This is a genomic window from Massilia soli, from assembly GCF_016809835.1.
GTDB lineage: Bacteria > Pseudomonadota > Gammaproteobacteria > Burkholderiales > Burkholderiaceae_D > Telluria_A > Telluria_A soli.
Map to the genome: position 1 here is coordinate 305,236 of NZ_JAFBIL020000008.1, position 22,261 is coordinate 327,496.

Below are 22,261 nucleotides of genomic sequence, written 5' to 3' on the forward strand. Positions count from 1 at the left end.
GTCGATGTTACGAGGTGGCTGCGGTGACGTTAAAGGTGTCCGACGCCTGGCGCGCGGCGCCGCGGCCCATGATGTTGGAGGCCACGCGGGTACACACGCTCTGGCAGATTTCCAGCGTCGCCGGATCGTCGATGCGGTAATAGACCTGGGTGCCCTCCTTGCGGCGGGCCAGGATCTTGGCGCGGAACAGCATGTTGAGCTGGCGCGACACATTGGCCTGGGTCGCCTCGATGGCCGAGACGATGTCGCCGACAGGCCGCTCGCCGTGGCACAGGCTGTGCAGGATCTTGAGCCGCGTCGGTTCGGAGAGCAGGAAGAAGAAATTCGATACTTCGTCAAACAGCTCGGCCAACTGCTCCTTGTTCAGGCTATCGTCCACGGTTCGGTTTCAGGTGAGGTAATCGCGTCAGGCCGGCGCGCGCGCCGGTACATACCGGAATTATATACCGCGGCACTAAGGCTTCAGGTAGACGTAGCCCTCTTCGGCCTGCAGGCGCGCGACCTCGGCCACGCCGGAGGGCACGATGCGCGCTTCGGGCAGCAGTTTGGACTTGTCGATCTTGCGCCCGTCGAGCGTGTTTTTGCAGACGCGGAACTCGACCCCGCGGTCGGCCAGCTCCTGCACCGGCACGTCATACGGGTTGCCGGTCGGGTTCTTGGCCCCTTCCAGCAGGAAGTCAATGCCCTTGCCGTGGGTAACGACGACGATCTTGGCCTGCGGCGCGGCGGCCAAGTGGTTGCGGATGTTGTTCAGCGCCGCCGAGGCGTTCTCGCTATCGTTGATATGGTAGACCACCTTCTGCTGGGGGGCGGCGGCAATGGCAGCGCCGGCAAACAGCACCAGCAGGACAGCGGCAAACATGCGAAACAGTTTCATGGTATCTCCTCCAGTTGGTTTCAGGGCTTGGCAAGACTTTCACGTTCCATCAGCAGGTAGGTGCCGTAGGCATTCAGGCGGTTGGCCTCTTTGAACGCCGGCACCTGTTCGAACTTGCGCCAGTCGACCGCGCGATAGGCCTCCTCGAACGGCACCATGTCGGCCACCGCGTTTCCCATCTGCTCGCGCAGGAACAACAGATAGCTGCGCGTCAGTTCCAGGTCGGCCACCGGATTGGCCGAGGCCGCCCCATGGCCGGGAATGACCACGGCCGGCCGGCTGGCGTTGATCTTGTCGAGCGCCAGCAGCCATGCCTTGCTGTCGGCCTCGCCGACGAACGGCAGGCGGCCGGTAAAGAACAGGTCGCCCGCGAACAGCACCCCGTCATCCTCGACCAGCAGCATCAGGTCTTCCTGGGTGTGGGCGCCGCCGGCGTCGATGACGGCAAAGCGCATGCCGCCCAGCGTGAATTTCAACACCTTCGCCGCGCCCAGGTCAAGCCAGCGGTCGGCGGGACGCAGCTCGGTATGCTGGTCGACCCACGGCGCCAGCGACGTGCGGCGCTCGGCCAGCCGGGCCCGGGTGAAGTCCGAGCGCAGCGTTGCCTGGGCATTCCGGTGCGCCCAGACCTGCGCGCCATCGGCGGCGAGCGTCTGCAGGCCGTAGAAATGGTCGGCGTGGTAATGGCTGACGATGATGGTCTTCACCGGCTGCGGCGTCACCTGGGCGATCGCCGCGCGCATCGCCTTGCCCAGCGCCGGGGTGGCCAGCGCGTCGAACACGACCACGCCAGCGGGCGTGACCACGAAGCCGGCGTTGGACATGAAGCCGCGGTTCTCCTTTGAGGCCATGCCGGCGGCGCCGCGGAAGTAGTACACATGCGGCGACACCTTGACCGCCTCGAGCTTTGGCAGCGCCGGCGCCGCGTGCGCAGCGCCGCAGGCGAGCGACGCCATCAAGAACAACCGTCTCATCGCAGTTCCCATACTGTCTCCGTGTTGCCTGATTTTACAGCGACTGCATTTTTACTTGCAGACAATTTTATTACATGATTATATACGCATGAAGCACTAGTTAGCGCACAGCGGATGCGCGATATTGATAACCATGGAGAGACGAATGACTTTAAAAATGATGGCGGCACTGTTGGCGGCAGCCCTTCCCCTGATGGCATCGGCGCAAAGCGCGGTAACCGTGTACGGCCAGCTCGATGCGGCGCTTGCCCACGAGGACGCGGACGCGCCCGGCGTTGCCAGCCGCACCGCGCTGCACGCGGGCCAGGCCAGCAGCCGGATCGGTTTCCGCGGCACCGAAGACCTGGGCGGCGGCATGAAGGCGCTGTTCAATGTCGAAGCAGGCTACGGCATCGACACCGGCATGGGCGACAGCGCGCTGTTCGGCCGCCGCGCGGTGGTCGGCCTGGAAGGCAACTTCGGCCAGGTCACGATTGGCCGCGAATACACGCCGATCGACAACATCAGCGGCGCCACGCATATCCTCGGCCAGGGTTTCTACGGCACCAACCTGAACGCCTTCGCCAACGGCCGCATGACGCGCCGCATCAGCAACTCGGTCAACTACAAGTCCAAGCCGATGGCCGGACTGAAGTTCAGCGCGGCGGTCGGACTGGGCGAAACGCCGGCCGGCCCGTCGCAGGACCTGAAGACCGTGTCGGTCGAATACCAGCAAGGCAAGCTGTTCGCCGGCATCGGCTACGCCACCTACGACCGACTCGCCAGCGGCAATGACCGCGAAATGATCTTCGGCGCCGCCTACGCCGTCGGCGCGCTTGAATTCAAGGGCAATTACATGGTCGGCGACCAGACCGGGCCGAACAACCGCTATACCCAGGCCAACCTGGGCGCGGCGATGACCTTCGGCGCCGGCAAGCTGTACGGCAACCTGCAGCAAAGCAAGCTACAAAACGGCGCGCGCGGCAATGGCTACGCGGTGTCGTACGCGTACAGCCTGTCCAAGCGCACCAATGTGTACGCCTCGTACGGCACCACCGTCAACAATGAACGCGCCGCGTTCAGCCTGTCGGCCGCCGGCAGCACCATCACGCCGCCGGCAAGCGCGCTGGGCGCCGATCCGGTCGCCTACGCAGCCGGCGTACGCCACACGTTCTGACGCCCCGTCAGCCGCCCCGCGCCAGCTTCCACAGTGTTTCGGAGCGGTTGCCGGTGCGGCAGTACGCCGCGATCGGCTTGGGCAGCTCGGCCAGCAGCGCTGCGAAGGCGGCGCCGTCGGCCGGCGTGACCTTGCCGGGGACCACCGGCAGGTAGCGCGCCTGCATACCGAGCCGCTCCGCTTCCGCGGCGATCTCGGCAAACCGCGGCTGCCCTGCCGCTTCATCGTCGGGGCGGTTGCAGATGATCGCGGCGAAACCGGCCTGCCGGAGGTCTGCGATTGCCGCTGGCGTTGGCTGGGCCAAAATGGCCACGTCTTCATCGAGCTTCCTGATATCCATGTTCACTCCCTCTCTTCGACATACATTCTATTGAATTACAAACTGTTAGACTATATAATATACGAATACATAGAGTAATGGAGGACAAATGGAGAAAGACGTTCAGCTCGACATCGCCGCGATGCAGGCGGCCGCGGCCAGGAGCGCCAGCCTGCTGAAGGTGCTGGGCAATCCCGACCGCCTGATCCTGCTGTGCTTCCTGACCCAGGGCGAATACTGCGTCAGCGAATTGCTCGAAATCAGCGGCATCGTCCAGCCGACCTTGTCCCAGCAGCTGGCCGTGCTGCGCGAAGAGCAATTGGTCAGCACGCGGCGCGACGGCAAGCAGATCTACTACAGCATTAACAACACCCCGGCGCTCGCCGTCATGCAGGTCCTGTACGAACAGTTTTGCGCACCATGCGAAGGAGCATCGAAATGATTGACTGGAATAACTTTACCCCGGTGGCCGCGTTGGCCGGCGGAGCGATCATCGGCCTGGCCGCTGGCGCCTTCGTCCTGCTGAACGGGCGCATCGCGGGCATCAGCGGCATCGCCGGCGGCCTGCTGTCGGCCGCCAAAGGCGACATCGGCTGGCGCATCGCGTTCCTGGCCGGGCTGATCGGGGCGCCGCTGGCATTCCAGCTGGTGGCGCCGCTGCCCGCTGTCGAGGTCGACGCAGGCACCGCCACGCTGGTCGCCGCCGGCCTGCTGGTCGGGATCGGCACCCGCTACGGGTCCGGCTGCACCAGCGGCCATGGCGTATGCGGCATCTCGCGCTTCTCGCCGCGCTCGCTCGTTGCCACGGCGGCGTTCATGGCTGCCGGCTTTGCCACCGTGTTCGTGGTACGCCACGTGCTCGGATAAGGGGAACACGATGAAAATATTCACTTCACTTCTTGCCGGCCTGGTGTTCGGCATCGGCCTGATTATTTCGGGCATGACCAACCCGGCCAAGGTGCTCGGTTTCCTCGACCTGGCCGGCCTGTGGGACCCATCGCTCGCACTGGTAATGGCCGGCGCGATCGCGGTCGGCGTGCTGGCGTTCGGCATCGCGCGCAAGCGCAGCAAGTCGCTGCTGGGCGAGCCGATGCGCCTGCCCGGCGCGACCCAGGTCGACCGCCGCCTGCTGCTGGGCGGGCTGGCGTTCGGCGTGGGTTGGGGCCTGGCCGGGTTCTGCCCCGGCCCGGCGCTGGCATCGCTGGCCACCGGCGGCGTCAAGCCGGCCATCTTCACCGTCGCGATGATCGCCGGCATGGTCATCTACGAGCTGCTCGAGCGCGCCTCGGCGCCAAGCACCAAGCGGGCCGCCTGATGGCCACCAGCGCTGTCCTCGGCCTGCTGATCGGCGTGCTGCTCGCGCTGACCGGCGCCGGCGGCGGCATCCTGGCCGTTCCGCTGCTGGTGTTCGGCGCGCACCTGGGCGTCGCCCAGGCCGGCCCGATCGCCCTGATGGCGGTCGGGATGGCGGCGGGCATCGGCGCCCTGCTCGGCCTGCGCGCCGGCATCGTGCGCTACAAGGCCGCGCTGCTGATCGCCGGCGCCGGCATGCTGCTCGCGCCGGCCGGCCTGTGGCTGGCCGGACGCATCGACAACCGCTGGCTGAGTATCGTGTTTGCGCTGGTGCTGCTGTATGTGGCATGGAAGACCTGGCGCGGCGCGCGCCCGGCGGCGCCGGACGGCACGCCGGCCGCGGCGCCGGTGTGCACGCGCAGCCCGGTGACCAATCGCTTTATCTGGACGCGGCCGTGCGCGCTGGCCCTCGGACTGTCGGGCACGGTGGCCGGGCTGCTGTCCGGCCTGCTTGGCGTGGGCGGCGGCTTCGTCATGGTGCCTGTGCTCAAGCGCTACACCGACCTGTCGATGCAGTCGGTCGTCGCCACCTCGCTGGCGGTGATTGCGCTGGTGTCGGCGACCGGGGTGGCCGCGAGCGCCGCCAGCGGCGCGCTCAACTGGCCGATCGCCCTGCCCTTCACCGGCGGCGCGGTGGCCGGCATGCTCATCGGCAGAACCGTTTCGGCGCGCCTGGCCGGCCCCCTCCTGCAACGGGGATTTGCCGCCATCGCCGCCATCGTCGCCCTGACCATGCTGGGCAGGGCGGCACTTTAAATGATTCAACCAAGGAGATGACCATGAACCTGAACCCGATCCAGCTGTTCGATACCGAATCGTCGACCTACACCTATATTCTGTCCGGTCCGGGCGACAACGAGGCGGTGCTGATCGATCCGGTCGATCACCACTGGGAACGCGACCTGCGCCACCTCGAGCGCCTGAACCTGAAGCTGGCGTACATCTTTGAAACGCACGCCCACGCCGACCATGTGACGTCGGCCGGCAAGCTGCGCGAGGTGACCGGCGCGAAAGCCTGCGTGCCGAGCGGTTGCGGCATTCCCCCGGCCGACCAGCAACTCAGCGACGGCGATGTGATCCGTTTCGGCGCCGGCGAAGAAATCACCGTCCTGCACACGCCCGGCCATACCGCAGGGAGCATGAGCTACCTATGGCGCGGCAACGTGTTCACCGGCGACACCTTGCTGATCGACGGTTGCGGCCGCACCGACTTCCAGAGCGGCAGCGCGGACGCCCTGTACGACAGCGTGATGGGCAAGCTGTTTACCCTTGATGGCACCACCCGCGTTTGGCCGGGCCATGATTACAAGGGCCAGGCCGTGTCGACGATCGGCTGGGAAAAGGAGCATAACGCGCGCCTCGCCCACAAGTCGAAACAAGCGTTCGTCACGATCATGAGCGAATTGAACCTGCCCAAGCCGAAGCTGATCGATATTGCCGTGCCGGCCAACCAGAACCTCGGCTTGCCGCACGGGGCCTAACGCTGGCCTGGGCCCGCTCCAGGCGGCCGGGCCCAGGTCCAGCCGAGGCTGATCACGCCTGCGCGGGCCAGTCGACAACGCTGCGTGCGCCGTTGACGGTGATGCCACGGTAGCCCGCCCTGCCTGCGCGCTTGGCCTGGTACAGCGCTTCGTCTGCCGCACTGCCGATCTGGTCGAACCCGACTTCGTCATGCGTGAAGGCCACGCCAATGCTGGCCGACACATGCACGCTTTCCGAGCCGATCGTAAAGTCAGGTTCGAGCGCAGCGATGATTTTGCCGGCCACCCGCTCGGCCACCTGGAGACTGTCGACGTTTTCAAGCAAGACGGTAAATTCATCGCCCGCCAGCCTGGAGAGCACGTCCGAGCTGCGCAGGATGCCCTGGATGCGTCGCCCCAGCTCCTTGAGCACTTCATCACCTGCAGCGTGTCCAAATGAGTCGTTGATCGATTTGAAGTGGTCGATATCGAGGTACATCAGGGCCAGGCCGCGAGTGCGCCCCGAGCGGCTGACGGCCGCTGCGAGGGCCTGTTCATAGCAGCGGCGGTTCGGCAGCCCGGTCAGCGCATCGGAATTGGCCAGGTCGCGCAACCTGCTGCTGTCTTCGTGGGCCGCCGTGGTATCCGACGACAACACGTAGGTCCCGACCACGCTGCCGTCGCGCAGATGGGGAATGTAGGTCGAGCGCAGCATGCGGACCCGTTCGCCGTGAACGTGAGGCAGTTCGAGCGTCGCGCTCGTTCCCGCCTGACATTGCGCAAGCGCCGCCAGGCGCGCTTGCACATAGTCCTCGCCATACACTTCAGCCATCGTACAGCCGATCATCGCGTCGCTATCGGTCCCCTTCCATTCACGATGCATGGCGTTGGCAAATCTGAACCTGCCCTCCGCGTCGAGATAGGAAATCAGGGCAGGGACATTGTCGGTGATGGTTCTTAACCATTCCTCTGCCTGCGACTGGGCAATTTCACTTTCACGGCGTGCGGTGATATCGAAGGCCATCGCGTAAAAGCCATCCGGTTGGCCGCGGTGATCCTTGTTGGGCACATAACAGGCATGGAAAAACCGCCGTTTGCCTTTAAGAATGAACTCGGACTCGAAGGTCACGCGCTCGCCACTCATGGCCGCCCGAATGTGCGGTGACAGGCGCGCATACTCCTGTTCGCTATAGATTTTCTTGACTGGCTGCCCCATCAGCCGCTGCGCCGTCTGGCCATAATAGTCAAGCGCCTGCGAGTTCAGGAAGACGAAGCGCTCCTGTCCATCAACTTGCCCAATCAACGCAGGGACGTTTTCCGTGATGGCGCGCAGCCGCTGCTCGTTTTGCCGCAAGCGCTGCTGCCACTCGTTGAGCTCGGTAATGTCCTTCATGGCCACCACGGCCCCCATCCGCTCGCCGCCGGCGCCAACCAGCAAGCGTCCGCTGGCCAGGACGGTACGGCGCCGCAGCCCCGCCGGTGCGATGATCAACGCGGCGTCTTTGACTTGCTCGCCGCTCAGTGCGCGCACCAGCGGGATGTCCTGGGCGTCCAGGCGCGTTTCGCCGTCGGCCTGGAACAGGTCATAGCGCTCGGCCCATCCGCGCTGATCGCCGCCGTCGATCGACTGGCCGTGGAACTCCCGGGCGGCACGGTTAAACAAGGTCAAGGCGCCGTCGCCATCGCAGGCGATGACGGCCACATCGACGGTTTCAAGGACGGCATCGAGCATTTCCTGTTTCTGATGCAAGGCCCTTTCGACACGCAACCGCTCGGAAATGTCGTGCAAGAACGAACCGAAGAACAGTTCGCCGTCCACTTCAAAGGCGCTGATCGTCATTTCGACAACGATCTCGGTGCCGCTCTTCGTTACTGCAGGCATCTGGAGCGCGCGGTTCATCACACTGCTGCCACCCTGCTCGCGAAACCGGGCCATGCCGGCGTTGTGTGCGGCGCGCATGCGTTCGGGCACAATCAGGTCACCGATCGACAGGCCGACGACTTCCCCCGCCGGCCAGCCGAAAATCCGCTCCGCCGACGCATTCCACTCCAGCACCACGCCTGCCGCATCGGTACTGATAAAGGCGCTGAACGAGGTGGCAATAATGGTGCCTATCCGATCGTTGCTTTTTCGCAGTGTTTGCTCGAGGCTGTTGCGCTGCCGGATTTCCCGCGTCAGTGCCTCATTCTTGTCTTCCAGCGCCTGGGTGCGCTCGGCGATCCTGCGCTCGAGGACCGAGTTCGCTTCCGACAAGGCGCGTTCGGCGGCCTCGCGTGCGGTGACCAGTGCGTCTCGATTGATTTCATCCTCCACCAGCAGGGCGAGGTCGACCAGCATGCGCGCCGATTCGGGCCCGAACACGCGTGGAACAGTGTCAATGATGCACAAAGTGCCAATCGGTATGCCGTCGCTCGTGTGGATCCGTTGTCCGGCATAGAAGCGGATGTGCGGGGAGCCGGTGACCAGGGGATTCGCGCTGAAGCGGGGATCGAGCAGTGCATTCGGTACCACCATCACACCGCTCGCGGCGATGGCATGGCTGCAGAAGGCCACATCGCGCGGTGTCTCGGTGACCGACAGGCCGACACACGCCTTGAACCATTGCCGGCCTTCGTCGACCAGCGACACCAGGGCGATGGGTACCGAGAAGGCCGCGGCGGCCAGCCTGGCGAAACGATCAAACCGGTCTTCCGGCGGGGTATCCAGAATCCCCAGCGCACTGAGTGCTTGCAGGCGCAGCGCCTCTTGCATCCCTTCCGATGTCATGTCAGCCTCATTCGATTGATGGTTTTGCTCGTTACCGCGGTTCGACATGTCGAGGGAAGCGAGAACGAGATCTACGATCAGCGAGGTCTGGGCCGATGGGCCAACATACCACAATGGTTTCCGATAGAAAAGTATTATTTGGGTTTCGTCGTTGCCATTTACGCCCGCCCCATTCGCCTATATCCTGAGGGAAGAGCAGGACCGGAGGAGACATGGGACTCTATGGCTTCGATGCATTTTCACCCGCGGAAATTCTCGCGAAGGTCGAAACGGTCGGCGTCGCCAAAGCGCGCCTGCCGCTGGCGCCGATGCTGATGCTGGCCGTGCTGGCCGGCGCGTTCGTCGGACTCGGCGCACTCTACTACGTGGTGGTGCGGTCCGACCCGTCCCTCGGCTTTGCCACCCGCCAGGTGCTGGGCGGTGCGGTCTTTTCGCTGGGCCTGCTGCTGGTCGTCGTGGCCGGGGCCGACCTATTCACCGGCAATAACCTGCTGGTCATGGCACGGGCTGCAGGCAAAATATCGACCGCCGAACTGCTGCGCAGCTGGGCGCTGGTCCTGGTGGGAAACGCGATTGGCGCGGGCGGACTTGCCGTGCTGGTGTTCCTGTCGGGTCACCCGGCAATGAACGACGGCGCGGTCGCCGCGCAGTACCTGCAGATCGCCTCAGCCAAAACCACCTTGCCGTTCGCGAGCGCCTTTTTCAGCGGCGTGCTGTGCAATGCGCTGGTGTGCGTGGCGCTGTGGATGGCGTTCGCCGGACGCAGCGTCGTCGACAAGGCCGTCGCACTGATCTTCCCGGTTTCCGCCTTCGTGGCCGCGGGCTTCGAGCACAGCATCGCCAATATCTACCTGCTGCTCCTCGCGATGCTGATCCAGGCCTTCGACGGCGGCGCGGCCGCCGGCCCTTCTCTCAGCTGGTTTGGCATCATGTCGAACATGGTGCCGGTGATGCTTGGTAATCTTGTCGGGGGATCGGTGTTTGTCGGCCTGGTGTTCCACATCATTTACCGCCGCACACGGCCAGGGGAATAAGCCAGCGTGCATTTGAGGGCAGACGATGCTGGAACGCCAATGCCGCATCCGGCGTTGCGTGGCCAACTATGCAATCCGAGGGCAGCGGGCTTGACAACCGCCAATGGGTTGCTAGTCCAGCACCTGAAGTTGAATGCGCCGACGCTGAGTCAGGTTAAGGGCTTTAATATCGGATCCAAAAGCTCGATCAATCAGCCGGCGCTTAAGACCGCTCGCTTCGGCTGCTTTGAGCGCGTTCTCGACGATGGGTTTGTAGGCGGCAGCGTGTGGCGATAGATAAAACCGCATGTCTCTATCGTAATAGAACAGCAGATGCTTCTCAATGATCAGCCTTTTATGCTGTTGCGCCTCCGTGACAATCTCATTGGCGCCGCGCGGCAGGTAGTCAACGCCACGGTTGCCGATTGATACCATGGAATAGATCAGCGAAAATTGGTGGGGAAATTCGTAGACCGGCAGACCATTTGTTCGCCAGACCTTCGCGTCGAACCAGCCCTCACCGAATCCTGCGACCAGCTCGGTTTCACGCAGCGCTTGAATCGAATTGACTGAATCGAAGACTTTCTGGTCTTCGGGACGAATGAGCAGCACGCGCTGGCCGACTAGTCCGTCCGTCAAGGCAACTTGAATTGGCACCATGCCTTTATCTTTATCAGGCGTCTGCACTCCCCATATCAAGTCCAGCTTTCCGTCGCCAACCATTTTCCACATTCGCCGGCCAGGCAAATCGTACACACATTTGATCTGTGCAGATTGACGGACGGCATCGAGAGAAGATCGTAAAAGCTGAACGTAGAATTGATGCCGCTGATCCGAAAAACAAGGTACGCGCAGCACGATCAGGTCAGCGGGCTCGGACGGTAGCCTGGAGGCCGATGAAGAAGGAGAAATAGCCACTAATGCAATCAACGCTGCCAATGTGATGCCAGGCGAAAAAATGCTGTTCATCCGTTCTGCCACTACGATCCCTCCGCGAATATTCGATCGATCGTCTTGAATATACTAATCGTCCACATCGTTTTCCTCACCTTCATACCAGATGCCCGTGCTGGCGGCTCGAATTAATGTAACACCAACGGAAGCATATGAACGTTAGGACCCAAAAAATAGCCCAACTGAAAGTGGGCTAATTAGCCATTTCCGGAGCTGGAGTGACATCTGACGCGCCCGCACTGCACCCGCGTCCTATTCCCCAGCGTTCGCTGAGTTCAATACGCCAAGCGTTGAGCAGTGCGCCAGACATGGAAAGATTCCCGGCATGCGTTTCTACACGACGGCGATCAGTTCAATTTTCAGGTCCGGCATCCCATCTGGCGCATACACCGCCAGCGTTCCCTCCTCCAGTGCCTTCTGGTAAAGCGGGTTTTTGGCAGACAGCGAAAAGTAGAACGTATTCGGCCGCACCGGTATTGCCGAGGGAACCTGCGGCATGTGCGCTACCGGAATGCCCGGCAGGGCGGAACCGACAATACTCTCAAGATTTTCAGGAGCCGCAATCTTGAGTCGGATCGGCACCGCCGCCACCAGTTCCAGTGCCGGCATGTCGGCCGTCACTGCCAGGTATAGCTGAGTCTGCTGTGTGACCCTTGCCGGGTCGAGCACCGCCTGAGAGTAGCTGCGACGGTTCTTGTCGGCGACCAGCGGAATCAGGAGGTACTTCGTACCGATGACGGTGTCGACCAGGTCTCGCAACAATGCCTCCAGCTGGGCAAAGGGCTCGCCAGGCGCATTGTGCCGGTACGTCGGCAGGTCGGCGGTCTTGTAGCGGTCGGAGAAAGTCATCAGTCCGCCCGCGGCGGCGAGCATTTGTTGGAACATGGCTTCTGGATGCAGTCCGGCTGACCGGGCGCAGTGGGTCAGTTGCGCATTGGCTGTGCTCACAATGTTGAGCATCCACCACGAAGAGATATCCCCTGACCCGACTTCGTAGACGTCGTTGTTCGCCTTGCGGTGCATGCGCTGCAGCGATTCAATCTTCGTCGTCATGACACTGATCAGCCCTTCCAGCATGCGCGACAGCCTGGGCGCCGCGGCAACCGTCACGCTTGGCGGGATGAACTCACGGACAATTTCAAAACCACCTTGCTCTGCCCGCCGAAGCTGGACTACAGGGACGCAAGCCTGTGCGGAAAACGACTCCGCGCTCGTCATCAGTCGCACCTGTTTTTTCAGGAAAGGCACGTCGATCTCCAATGCTTCGCTGAACAGATCGGGAGTGCCCACATCGCAGCGCACGTAACGGGCATTGTCGTTGGCATTGCCGCCATGCGGTTTGACGATCGCGAGCGTCGCGTAGAACGTGAAGGTATCCACGTCGGCCGGCAGATGCGATAGGTCGACCGGCGCGGGCAGCATGTCGGCCGCCGGGGCCTCAAAGATCTCCCCATCTGGAAAAATGATCGACATCTCGGCAGCAGCCAGACGGTTATGCCCCAGTCCGTCGATGTTCCATTCCACATTGCGCACGCCCCAGAAGTAGGGATTGAGGGCAGAGGCGATCCGCTGCAAGCGGGTCTCATGGTAGAGATCCTGGCGCTGGAAATGTTGCGGACCCAATGTGAGTCCCTCTGACCACATGATTTTCGATGCTTCGCTCATGGCTTCCTCTGCAGTGATGTGCTCGTTAAACAGATTCTTGGAAGCATGACTTCGGCGAGCTCGACGACTATTGATATTGCTCAGTACCGATCACTGTTGAGGTGCCCTCGCCTGCCGATTGCGCAAGCACAACATTTCCCCGCCTCAAGGGTTTGATAATGCTTGTGGTGGTCGGTATCGGCCTGATCGAGGAGAACACGATGCAAGGCTTTACTGCCGGCCTGTTCGACCGCATGGACAACGACGCCGAGCGCGTGTCAGGCAACCGACGGGACGCGCACGCACGCGCGCGTGACGAAGCCATGCGCAGTGTCACCCTAGACTTGCAAGCTCTCCTCAATACCCGATCAGCCCTCTCGCCGGAGTCACTGACGCCCTACCCCGCGGTATCTGGCTCCATCGTCAACTACGGCCTTATCGACTTCGCAGGTATGAGTATCAATAGCGACACCGATCAGCACGAAATCTGCAAGGCAGTGCGGCTCGCCATCGAGCGCCATGAGCCGAGGCTGCACAAAGTCGCGGTGACGCTGCAAGCGAGCAAAGGGGGCATCAACCGCGTCGACTTCGTCATCACCGCACGCCTCAAGTGTGCTCCGCAATCCGAACCGATGTCGTTCAATGCCGTGTTCAGGCCTTCGCTCCAGCAGTATTCAATCGAACGCAACAACTAGAAAGCGGAACCCGCTGATCCCATGGACGAACTTTTCACGAAATACGAGCGCGAGCTCGTCATCCTCAGGTCGCTGTGCCGCGAGTATGCGGAGCGCTATCCCAAGGTCGCGGCCAAGCTGCAGATGGGTGGCGAAACCTGCGACGACCCGCATGTGGAGCGCCTGATCCAGGGCGTCGCCTTGCTTAGCGCGCGGGTTGCGAAGCGCCTGGACGACTCCTATCCGCAGTTCACCGAGGCGCTGCTCAATCTTCTCTTCCCCCACTACCTGCTTGCGTTCCCTTCATGCGCAATCGCCCGTGTAGTCGGTGAATCTGATGGGGACGGCGCGCGCAAACCGTTCGGCGCAATACCCCGCGGCGCGGTGCTCGAAACGGCACCGTTGAACGGCGTGCCATGCAGCTTCCGGACCGTCTATGACGTCTTACCTGAAGCTGCGGAAATAACTCACGCCAGCTTCGAGACACTGATCTGCGCGCCAATTGCCACACAATTGCCCGAGGGCGCCACATCGTCGTTAACCTTAAAATTCGCCGCCGCTCGCGCCGGTGATCCGCTAGCCGCGAACACCCCAGGCAGCATCCGGGCATACCTTGACGGCGACGCATCGTTTTGCGCGTCCTTGCGCGATGCACTCTTTATGCAAAGTCCGGCCGCCTATGTTCAGGTGGATCCCGACGGTCCATGGGAGCGTCTACCAGCTTTCCCAATCAAGCCTGCCGGTTTTGCGGACGAGGACGCGCTTATCCCGTTTGAAGCACGATCGCACAAGGCTTATCGCATCCTGGCCGAGTATTTCGCATTCCCTGAGAAATTCAACTTCATTGACATCGACATCCCTGCGCTGCTTGCCCACGTTCCCGCCGGGTGCACACACTTCACGCTTCGCCTTGCAATCACAGAGATTAGGCCGGACGGCGACAAGGCGCGGATGCTGGCAAGCCTGTCGAAAGCGCATCTGCTGCAAGGGTGCACACCCGTCGTCAACCTTTTCAGGCAGCCAGGCGTACCAATCACCTACGACCAGCTTTCCGCCGACTACACCTTGCTTGCACACGGCAGCATCCCGCAAGCCTTCGAGGTGTACTCGGTGGATAAGGTACACATGGTGCGCCAACGCGGCCGCGATTCGACAGCGACTGAGTTCCGTCCCTTTTACTCCCTGCGCCACGGGGAGGAAAGTGGTGCGGACCGCGGTCGCTACTGGTTGATGCGGCACGATGAGGCACTGGCAATCTGCAGTCCTGGTCACGAAAAATCGATCACACTCGTCAACGCCGATTGCGAGCCTCTCGACATCGAGCGCAATATTCTTTCGATTGAACTGACCTGCACGAATCGCGACCTGCCCTGCTCCCTCAAGATTGGCGCACCTGAGGGCGACTTGTTCGTTTCCGGGGCAGCAAACACCGACGTAATTAGACTGCTGCGCAGACCGACACGGCCGGCACGGCTGGAGAACGGGCCAGGCCTGCATTGGCGGTTGATCTCACACCTGGCGCTCAACCACCATTCGCTGGCGAATGAAGGTGCGGAAGGCCTGCGCGAGATGCTGACCCTATACGATCTCGCCCCGTCGCCTGTCTCACGCCGGCAGATCAGCGGCATTGTCGCTCTCGAGCAAAGCGACGCCACCGCCTGGATCAGGCATCAGCGCGGATCGTCGCTGGTGCACGGAATCGAGATTCGTCTCACCCTTGACGAAGAAGCCTACGCTGGCGCGGGCATGCATTTGTTCATCCAGGTCCTTGACCAGTTCTTCGCGCTCTACGTCCACCTGAACAGCTTTGTCGAACTCGTCATCCTCTCTCACCAAAGCGGAAAGGAACTGTTTCGATGCAAGCCACGAAGCGGAAGCTTGAATCTAGTGTGATCGGACTCCTTCTGGAGCAGCCCTACCGGTTTGAATTCACGCAGGCTATCAACCTCCTGCTGCGCGACCTGCGCCGCCAGGGGATCAGCTACGAGCGTGCGTTCCGCGACGTGATCTCGTTTCGCAACAGCCTGTCGCTTTCATTTCCGGCTAGCGAGGTTCAGGCGCTCAAGGTAGAGCCGAATACTCTGGACGGTTTACCGAAGCGCGTCCGCATAACGCCCGCCTTCATCGGGCTGCTGGGAGCGAGCGGGACCCTGCCATTGCACGACACCGAGCGGATTGCGGCGCGCAAAACGCACGACGGCGACGAAAGCCAGCGCGAACTACTCGATGTTTTCTCAAACCGCTTGATCGGGCTGTTTTACGAAGCATGGGGTAAATACCGGGTTGAGCACCGCCTGGACGTCGGTGACCGCGACACCTTGCTCCCGATGCTGTCGGCCATCGCAGGGACACGTGCGAATTCGCGAGCCACCAGCACCGTGCAGCAGGAACCCAAAGCCTATTTCGCGGGCCTGCTCAGGACCCGCCCCATATCGGCAAGCACGGTCGAACAGGTGTTAGCCGCCTACTTCGGGCTACCAATTCGGCTGGAGCAGTTCGTCGGCTGCTGGGACCCAATCCCCGAGAACCGGCGCAGCACGCTTGGCAAGACGATGCCCGTCCTCGGCCTCAGTGCTGCTCTCGGTACGCGCGCATGGCGCCACGACCTGACCGCGCGCCTGCAAATCGGCCCGCTCGATGAAGCGCAGGCCGAAGGTTTCCTACCTGGTGGGAAATCGCTTGTGGCACTGGAAGAAATGGTGCGCATGTTTGCTGTGCCGGCGTTGCGGTATGAAGTGCGACTGCTGCTGGCGCCGCCGTGCATCAAGCCGCTGACCCTGAGTACAAGGACGACGCCACGCCGGCTCGGCTGGAGCACGTTCCTGACCAGTACTCCGGGCCTCGCCAGCCGCCCCGAAGTCAGATCTTCGCTTCGCCTTGCAGGCAAAGGACAGCCACCGCGGTCAAGGTAAGGCGGCGACCACCGATCCGGCCCGGTAAGTTTTAGGTGCGGGAATGTCGCCCTGGAGCTGGTCAGCATGGATCAGCACAGGTGCGATGAAGATGAGTTTGCGCTGCTGGTGTCCGGTACCGTGGGCCTGCATCCGAAAATGTCCACGCCTCCAATGCGGCGCCACACCGGTCCCCGCCTCACTCTCGCTCGCAGTCGATGGCAAAGACTCCGGCCCGACGAGTATCCCGTTGTACATCGAAGACATTCTCTGCAACAGCTTGGCGCGTTTGCGCTCACCCAAGCCAGCAGCGCGGCGCAGGGCTTCGTCGTACTCCGCGTGCTGCATCACCCTCGCCTGCTTCAGGGCCATGTACAGAAACACTCTCACCACGTAGCTCACAGCGGCGTGCATCGGTCGATGAAACTCGTCCAATGGCTTGGCATCGACAGAGGCAAGAACACCGGTCAACCATTCACCTACCGTAGTGCTTCCCCGATCAGTCTCGCCAAGCAAGGCGATGTGTCCGTAGTTGCGATCCTGGCGCTTGCTGATAAAGATGAGTTCCAGCGTCCAAAGTGTTTCTCCTTTGGCGCAACGCGCAGTATCCGGTGTGAAGAAGCAAAAAACACCGTCGAAGACGTGATCCGGGCCTCGCGACTCCGGGACTTTCAGGTACTTCATCGCTGCTTCGCCAAAACGCAGGTATTGGGCGCGATACGGTGGCGCCACAAAGCTCATCGGCAAGCTGAGGTCGACATCCGAATTTGTCAGCAGCGTTTCCAGCGCTGGGGTGGCTTCAATTACTGTCCCTTTGTTCAAGTGGTACTTCAGGTTGGCACTGATCTCGACCATCAGCATCCGGCGACTTGCCGCCACCTTTTCGACCTGTATCGCTGGTACCAATTCCATCGGATGCATCTGATCCATTTGCCACGAAAGCTCTTGTCTGATGCTCCAGCACAGCGTGCCCGGATCTTGCCAGCGACGCCACTCCTCCATACGCCCGAGCGCCCGGCTCCACTCATCGATGGCGCCCTGGTTACGGAACTGCACGGGAAACGGCCTCCCGAAAAGAGTCGAGACGCTGCTGCAGTCCAGAGCCGGGCCGACGTCGATGACGTTTTGATCAAGCGCCGTGGCCCTGTGCTGCGGGGTTACGTCGGTCCGTCCCCTAGGACTCCTCCGACTTCTGTGCAGGTTTGTCGCCATCCCGTTCCCCTCCCATCGATAGACCTAGAAGACTGCAGTCAGGAACTTTAGAAGGCGTGGGCTGAATCGCATTGATTTTCATCAATTTCCCCTTGGCGACAACGGGGTAACGTGACCGCTGGACATTTTTTCGCTACGTAAATGCGCCGGGGGAATGAATGAATGGAAGCGATCTAATCGCAGCTGGCGCGGCGCTATCAGCGTTTAGCGGCGAATCGCAACACAACCGGCTCATGCAGCTGAATTTTCCTTTCAAGGACGGGCCACCGGCCATCCTGCTCCCCAACAAACTGGTCGCACACGAGGAAGTCTCAAAAGGCTTCCGCTTCGATGTCGAGGTCCTTTCTGACGAGTCGCGCATCCCCCTCAAAATGCTAATGGGGAAAATGGTGACAATCTCGTTAGTGCGTTCGGACGGCTCGCTTCGCTATTTCAATGGGCACATCACCGAGTTCCGATTCCTGCGTACCGATGGCGGCTTCGCCTTCTACAGCATGGTGCTGGAACCCTGGCTGGCGTTTGCGCGGCTGCGCAAGGACAGCGTGTCGTTCCACGGCAAGAGCGTGCGTGAAATCACAGAAGAAACGCTGAAGCATTATCGCCAGGCCGATTGGCACATGCATATCTTTGACGACGATCCGCGCATGACGGTCGCCAACCAATATAACGAGACCGACTACAACCATCTGCACCGACGTTGGGAGGCGCGCGGCCTGCATTACTGGTACGAACATCGGTTCGATGGGCACTCACTCATGCTCTCGGACAAAAGCTTGCACGCCGAACCGATCGACGCTACCAAGCATGACGATGTGGACGTCATCGCGTTTCGCGACGAAAGCGGCTCGTTTGAGGAAGACGGAATACGCTCGTGGACTGCGATCCGCCAACTGGGCTCGGGCAAGACCACATTGGCGAGCTTCGACTACAAAAGTCCTGGCGCCCAGTTCGCCAGTTTTGAGTCACCGAACCAGCAAGGTGACGTTTTCCCTTACGAAGTCTACGAGGACACAGGTTCATACGGATTTCGCATGCGTAGCGATGGCGAGCAGCTCGCGGACCAGCGCATGTCGGCGAAGGACAAGGATACGCAGTATTTCAAGGCCGAGGGAAATGACCGCAGTGTGCTGCCAGGGCGCACATTCAAGCTTGGCGGACATTTCAGCGCCGAGCCGCGTTCGCGGGAATACGATCCCGAAGCGCGCCGCGGCATCGGCGACCGCGACTACCTCATCCTGACAGTGGACCACACTGCGGCTAACAATTACCAGGCCGGCGCTGCGGCTCCCTCACACTACGAGAACGAGTTCACCTGCGTTCGCAAGGACATCCGCTGGCGTCCAGGTCGAGGCTTCAACAGCGAGCCAGGCACCTATATGGGACTGCATACCGCTACCGTCGTCGGCCCGCCGGGCGAGGATATCCATACGGATGGTTATGGGCGAGTGAAGGTACAGTTTCACTGGGATAGGCTGGGCAAACACGACGAGAACAGCTCGCCGTGGATCCGGGTGATGACGCCCGCCGCGGGTCACGATTTTGGACAAATTCGCTTGCCGCGCATCGGCGAGGAAGTAGCTGTCGTCTACCCGGATGGGAACATCGATCATCCGCTCATTCTTGGCGCGCTAAACAATGGCAGGCATATGCCGCCCTGGAAGCTGCCGGAGCAGTCGGCGCTGGCTGGCCTGCGCAGTCGTGAGCTTGGCGGTGGTGCGCGCGGCAATCACCTGGTCCTCGACGATACCAAGGAGAAGATACAGGCCCAGTTGAAGAGTGACCACCAGTGCAGCCAACTGTCGCTTGGGCACATTACGCGCATTGACGACAACGCGGGGCGCAAAGACGCGCGCGGCGAAGGCTGGGAGTTGCGCACCGACGGGCATGGCGTAGCGCGCGCAGCCAAGGGGTTGTTGATCACAACGGAGGGGCGCCAGACCGCACGCGGTCCGATCAAGGACTTGGGCGAGACCTCACGCCGCCTCATTCTGGCGGCCGAACAGCATCAACTGCTGGCGGAGATCGCGCAAAAAAATGGCGCGCAGGAGCCTGTCGGTAATCAGGACGACGTCGCTTTACTCATACAAGCGCAGAGCGATTCGGTAAAGGGTCCGGATTCACAAGCTGGAAGCTTCCCCGAGCTGGCCAAGCCGCACCTAGTTCTGGCAAGTGCCGCAGGCATCGCGACAACAACTGCCGGCGACACCCATATCGCCAGTGACCGCCACACCGCCTTCACGACCGGAAAGAGTCTGTCCCTGGCTGCCGGCACGCACTTCTTTGCCAGCATCGGCCAGACGTTCCGGCTTTTTGTCAAAAAGGCCGGCATGAAGATGGTAGCCGCCGCCGGAGACATCGACCTACAGGCGCTGTCGGACAACATCAAGCTCCTGGCGAAGCTGGAAATTACGCACACGGCCAACCGGATTACGATCAGTGCCAAGGAGGAAGTAGTCATCAACGGCGGCGGCAGCTACGTGAAATTTGCCGCCAGCGGAATCGAACATGGCACGAACGGCACCTTTGTCGCGCACGCTGCCAGCCACAGCCTCGTCAACGCGAAGAACATGGAAATGGCCGTCAACATGCCGCCCGTGGCCGATGTACTGCGCAAGGGGCGCGCTGCACTGCACATTGGCAGTCATGCCGAGACCGCGGGGCGCACCAGTGCCGGCCTGCCCTTCAAACTGTTCAAGGACGGGGCGATGGTCGAACAGGGGCAGATCGATGCGAAGGGAAACATCCAGTTCGCGCACGAGCTTGATGCCGGCGCAGAGTACAAGATCGCGCTACCAACCGGACAGTCTTTCGATATTGCGCCGGGCGACTATGTCGAGCAGCACGAAATCAACGCCGGCGTGGGATATCACGGCTACGAGAACCCCGGCGGGCTCCTGTCCGAGGACGAAGTATCGCTGGATCAGGACCGGATCGATGCCAACCCGTGGTCCAGCGACCGCGCCTGACTTACCGCAGCCGGTAGGTGGCTACCGGCTAGTTTTGAAAGGAAGCACATGGGAATGGACGAGAATGCTGAGCTGTACAAACAAAAACTCAGCTACAACAAGACGATCGGCCCGTACCAGTGTCTGTCCAAACCCTGGTGGGTAAGGACCAGCAAGCACGGCGCTTACCCGCCCCGCCACGCCTGCTGCATCGAACCGCTCATTTGCGGCGAGGAGGTATTCAAGAGCATACAGTCCGATCTCATCAAGGCGCAACGCAGCGTGGACATCATCACGTGGGGATTCGACCCGGGCATGGTGCTAGTCCGGAATGGCGGAGCCGAGGACGGGATGCGCTACGGGGAATTGCTCAAGCAACTTGCGACCCGCAAGGACAATCCCGTCATTGTGCGCCTGCTCCTCTGGCACGACGATGCTGCCACTTATTTCCACGTAAAAAATAACCCCGGCTACTATGGCGGACGCGTTCCAACGATCGGAGGCTACGCCGGGTTTTTCAGTGAAACGCACGACCAGTACAACCGTGAATGGTTTGAGGAAGTCATCGCCGGTAAGATGCCGAACATCAAGCTGCAGGTCCGTGAAGTAGCGCTCGAGTTTCGGGGGCCTGCGCTCGAAGATGAGAACTACAAGAGCAGCTTCATGGGCACTATCGGGTCGATCTACCCCACCCACCACCAGAAAATGGTGCTGATCGACTACGAAACGCCTGACCGCGCGGTCGGATACGTCATGGGGCATAACTCGACGACTGACTTCTGGGACACGGTCGATCATCGCTTCCAGGATACGCGCCGCGAAACCCTCTACAAGAAAAATCCGACCGAAGCGGTGGGTCAGCTGGCCAATGTAATGGACGAGGTGGGCGAACTGTACGATCAACAAGTGAGGCCGTATTTGAGTGGACAACCGCAGGGTCAACGAAGGGCAGCGCGACTCGCTGAATTCGCAAAACAACACGCCTTTACCGCGAAACCCTACCAGGACGTCTCGCTGCGGGTGCGCGGCCCCGTTTTATGCGACCTGAATCATAATTTCTGCTACGGCTGGGCGGAAGCCAAAGCGGCCACCTCAACTTTGATGAATGCGCTCTGGATGACGCCCCCGGGTTTGATGGTCAAAGCCGCACTCGCCGTGGCCAAGGCGATTGACACGAAGCCGCAGAGCGTGCCTGCTCTCGCGCAAAGCAGAAAGCACATCAAGGCAGCCGATTTCACCCTGCCCGGCGGTCAGCACAGCGCCCAGCTCATGCGCACCTACCCGGCGCATAAGGAAAAATCGATCAAGGAATGCTACGCCAATCTGACCCGGCTCACCGAGCATTACATCTTCTTCCAGAACCAGTACATCCAGTACGAGGACTGGGTTACCCATTTGACCAACTGTGCTGCGAAGCTGCGCGAAGCGGGCTACACCAAGCCCATCTACGTGTTCATCCTGACCTCGACACCCGAGTCTAATGGAATGGATCTTGCGACTTACGATATTGCCAGGCAACTCGGGCAGAGCGACACAATGACGGCCGAGCATGCAAGAGCTTTGGAGTGCGCGAAACGCAGCAAGAAGAAGGGGCCGATTACTGCGGAAGCGATGGCGGATAAAGGGATCAGGGCACTTATGGCGTCGATGTGGAGTGGCGCCATGCAACCGAAATCGGCGGCTGACTACGAAGAGACCTACATCCACGCCAAGGTGGCGATCGTCGACGACGCGGCTTTCACGGTGGGTTCAGCCAACCTGAACGTGCGCAGCATGGCGCTGGACAGCGAACTCAATTTGCTCAGCCAGGCCATGGATGTGGCTTTCGACTTGCGCAAGAAGCTGTTCAAGCAATGCAGCAACAACGAGGGGCCGGCGCAGTTCGGCGATATGAAGGAAACCTTTGAGAAATGGCTGGTGTTGATGAAAGATAATACTGACGCGATGGCAAAAGGCCGGCCGCTGACGGGACAGATCGCCACCTTCCACGTCGACAGGCAGCCAGGTTTCCCGGTGATCTGA

General features: G+C 61.4%; 20 protein-coding genes. 12 read left to right on the forward strand and 8 right to left on the reverse strand.

Annotated elements, in window-relative coordinates; all coding sequences use genetic code 11:
• Window positions 1-7 precede the first annotated feature (7 nt).
• The 3 genes from I4X03_RS20265 to I4X03_RS20275 all read right to left on the reverse strand — a co-directional run bounded on the left by I4X03_RS20265 (window position 8) and on the right by I4X03_RS20275 (window position 1,851).
• Window positions 8-379, reverse strand: coding sequence for an ArsR/SmtB family transcription factor (locus I4X03_RS20265; protein ID WP_223470046.1), 372 nt, complete (start codon window positions 377-379; stop codon window positions 8-10).
• A 75-nt stretch (window positions 380-454) separates the two neighbouring features.
• Window positions 455-877: a DsrE family protein gene (locus tag I4X03_RS20270; RefSeq protein ID WP_223470047.1), complete on the reverse strand. Its 423-nt coding sequence runs from the start codon at window positions 875-877 to the stop codon at window positions 455-457.
• A gap of 20 nt (window positions 878-897) precedes the next feature.
• The gene (locus tag I4X03_RS20275) at window positions 898-1,851 is read right to left on the reverse strand and encodes an MBL fold metallo-hydrolase (protein ID WP_223470048.1); all 954 of its coding nucleotides are present in this window, start codon (window positions 1,849-1,851) and stop codon (window positions 898-900) included.
• Window positions 1,852-1,996: 145 nt separating this feature from the next.
• Between I4X03_RS20275 and I4X03_RS20280 the strand changes: the two genes are divergently transcribed.
• Window positions 1,997-3,007 (forward strand): porin, encoded by a 1,011-nt coding sequence (locus tag I4X03_RS20280; RefSeq protein ID WP_223470049.1) that lies wholly within the window; start codon window positions 1,997-1,999, stop codon window positions 3,005-3,007.
• A 7-nt stretch (window positions 3,008-3,014) separates the two neighbouring features.
• Here the strand turns inward: I4X03_RS20280 and I4X03_RS20285 are convergent, their stop codons facing one another.
• Window positions 3,015-3,347 carry a protein tyrosine phosphatase family protein gene (locus tag I4X03_RS20285; protein WP_223470050.1) on the reverse strand — a complete coding sequence of 111 codons (333 nt, stop codon included), beginning with the start codon at window positions 3,345-3,347 and terminating at the stop codon, window positions 3,015-3,017.
• Between the two features lie 88 nt (window positions 3,348-3,435).
• Here I4X03_RS20285 and I4X03_RS20290 point away from each other — a divergent pair, with 88 nt between their 5' ends.
• Genes I4X03_RS20290 through I4X03_RS20310 form a run of 5 tightly spaced genes read left to right on the forward strand, consistent with a single transcriptional unit; the run spans window position 3,436 to window position 6,160 of the window.
• Entirely contained in the window at window positions 3,436-3,768 is a 333-nt protein-coding gene (locus tag I4X03_RS20290) for an ArsR/SmtB family transcription factor (RefSeq protein ID WP_223470051.1), read from the forward strand.
• On the forward strand, window positions 3,765-4,193 hold the full coding sequence (locus I4X03_RS20295; protein ID WP_223470052.1) for a YeeE/YedE family protein: 429 nt from the start codon (window positions 3,765-3,767) through the stop codon (window positions 4,191-4,193). The genes I4X03_RS20290 and I4X03_RS20295 overlap by 4 nt, the downstream gene beginning before the upstream one ends.
• Before the next feature lie 10 nt (window positions 4,194-4,203).
• Entirely contained in the window at window positions 4,204-4,641 is a 438-nt protein-coding gene (locus tag I4X03_RS20300; protein ID WP_223470053.1) for a YeeE/YedE family protein, read from the forward strand.
• A complete protein-coding gene (locus tag I4X03_RS20305) occupies window positions 4,641-5,435 on the forward strand; it encodes a sulfite exporter TauE/SafE family protein (RefSeq protein WP_223470054.1) in 795 nt (264 codons plus the stop codon). Before I4X03_RS20300 ends, I4X03_RS20305 begins: the two co-directional genes overlap by 1 nt.
• Before the next feature lie 23 nt (window positions 5,436-5,458).
• Window positions 5,459-6,160 (forward strand): MBL fold metallo-hydrolase, encoded by a 702-nt coding sequence (locus I4X03_RS20310; protein ID WP_307735387.1) that lies wholly within the window; start codon window positions 5,459-5,461, stop codon window positions 6,158-6,160.
• A gap of 52 nt (window positions 6,161-6,212) precedes the next feature.
• Here I4X03_RS20310 and I4X03_RS20315 read toward each other — a convergent pair whose 3' ends face one another.
• Window positions 6,213-8,906: a sensor domain-containing diguanylate cyclase gene (locus I4X03_RS20315; protein ID WP_223470055.1), complete on the reverse strand. Its 2,694-nt coding sequence runs from the start codon at window positions 8,904-8,906 to the stop codon at window positions 6,213-6,215.
• 212 nt (window positions 8,907-9,118) lie between these two features.
• On the opposite strand from I4X03_RS20315, the gene I4X03_RS20320 reads away from it, so the two are divergent.
• Window positions 9,119-9,940, forward strand: a complete 822-nt coding sequence (locus tag I4X03_RS20320) for a formate/nitrite transporter family protein (protein ID WP_223470056.1) — start codon at window positions 9,119-9,121, stop codon at window positions 9,938-9,940.
• A 111-nt stretch (window positions 9,941-10,051) separates the two neighbouring features.
• On the opposite strand, the gene I4X03_RS20325 is transcribed toward I4X03_RS20320, so the two are convergent.
• Together I4X03_RS20325 and tssK are read right to left on the reverse strand one after the other, a co-directional pair.
• Complete coding sequence (locus I4X03_RS20325; protein ID WP_223470057.1) at window positions 10,052-10,888, reverse strand: transporter substrate-binding domain-containing protein; 837 nt, start codon at window positions 10,886-10,888, stop codon at window positions 10,052-10,054.
• 318 nt (window positions 10,889-11,206) lie between these two features.
• Window positions 11,207-12,538, reverse strand: coding sequence for a type VI secretion system baseplate subunit TssK (gene tssK / locus I4X03_RS20330; RefSeq protein WP_223470058.1), 1,332 nt, complete (start codon window positions 12,536-12,538; stop codon window positions 11,207-11,209).
• Window positions 12,539-12,696: 158 nt separating this feature from the next.
• On the opposite strand from tssK, the gene tssE reads away from it, so the two are divergent.
• The 3 genes from tssE to tssG are packed head-to-tail and all read left to right on the forward strand — an operon-like array spanning window position 12,697 to window position 16,103.
• The gene (gene tssE / locus I4X03_RS20335; protein ID WP_223470059.1) at window positions 12,697-13,212 is read left to right on the forward strand and encodes a type VI secretion system baseplate subunit TssE; all 516 of its coding nucleotides are present in this window, start codon (window positions 12,697-12,699) and stop codon (window positions 13,210-13,212) included.
• A gap of 21 nt (window positions 13,213-13,233) precedes the next feature.
• On the forward strand, window positions 13,234-15,084 hold the full coding sequence (gene tssF, locus I4X03_RS20340; protein WP_223470060.1) for a type VI secretion system baseplate subunit TssF: 1,851 nt from the start codon (window positions 13,234-13,236) through the stop codon (window positions 15,082-15,084).
• A complete protein-coding gene (tssG, locus tag I4X03_RS20345; protein WP_223470061.1) occupies window positions 15,048-16,103 on the forward strand; it encodes a type VI secretion system baseplate subunit TssG in 1,056 nt (351 codons plus the stop codon). Before tssF ends, tssG begins: the two co-directional genes overlap by 37 nt.
• Here tssG and I4X03_RS20350 read toward each other — a convergent pair.
• Window positions 16,095-17,138 (reverse strand): AcrVA2 family anti-CRISPR protein, encoded by a 1,044-nt coding sequence (locus tag I4X03_RS20350; protein WP_223470062.1) that lies wholly within the window; start codon window positions 17,136-17,138, stop codon window positions 16,095-16,097. The genes tssG and I4X03_RS20350 overlap by 9 nt on opposite strands.
• 314 nt (window positions 17,139-17,452) lie before the next feature.
• On the opposite strand from I4X03_RS20350, the gene I4X03_RS20355 reads away from it, so the two are divergent.
• Window positions 17,453-20,260, forward strand: a complete 2,808-nt coding sequence (locus tag I4X03_RS20355; RefSeq protein WP_223470063.1) for a type VI secretion system Vgr family protein — start codon at window positions 17,453-17,455, stop codon at window positions 20,258-20,260.
• Window positions 20,261-20,308: 48 nt separating this feature from the next.
• Window positions 20,309-22,261, forward strand: coding sequence for a phospholipase D-like domain-containing protein (locus tag I4X03_RS20360; RefSeq protein ID WP_223470064.1), 1,953 nt, complete (start codon window positions 20,309-20,311; stop codon window positions 22,259-22,261).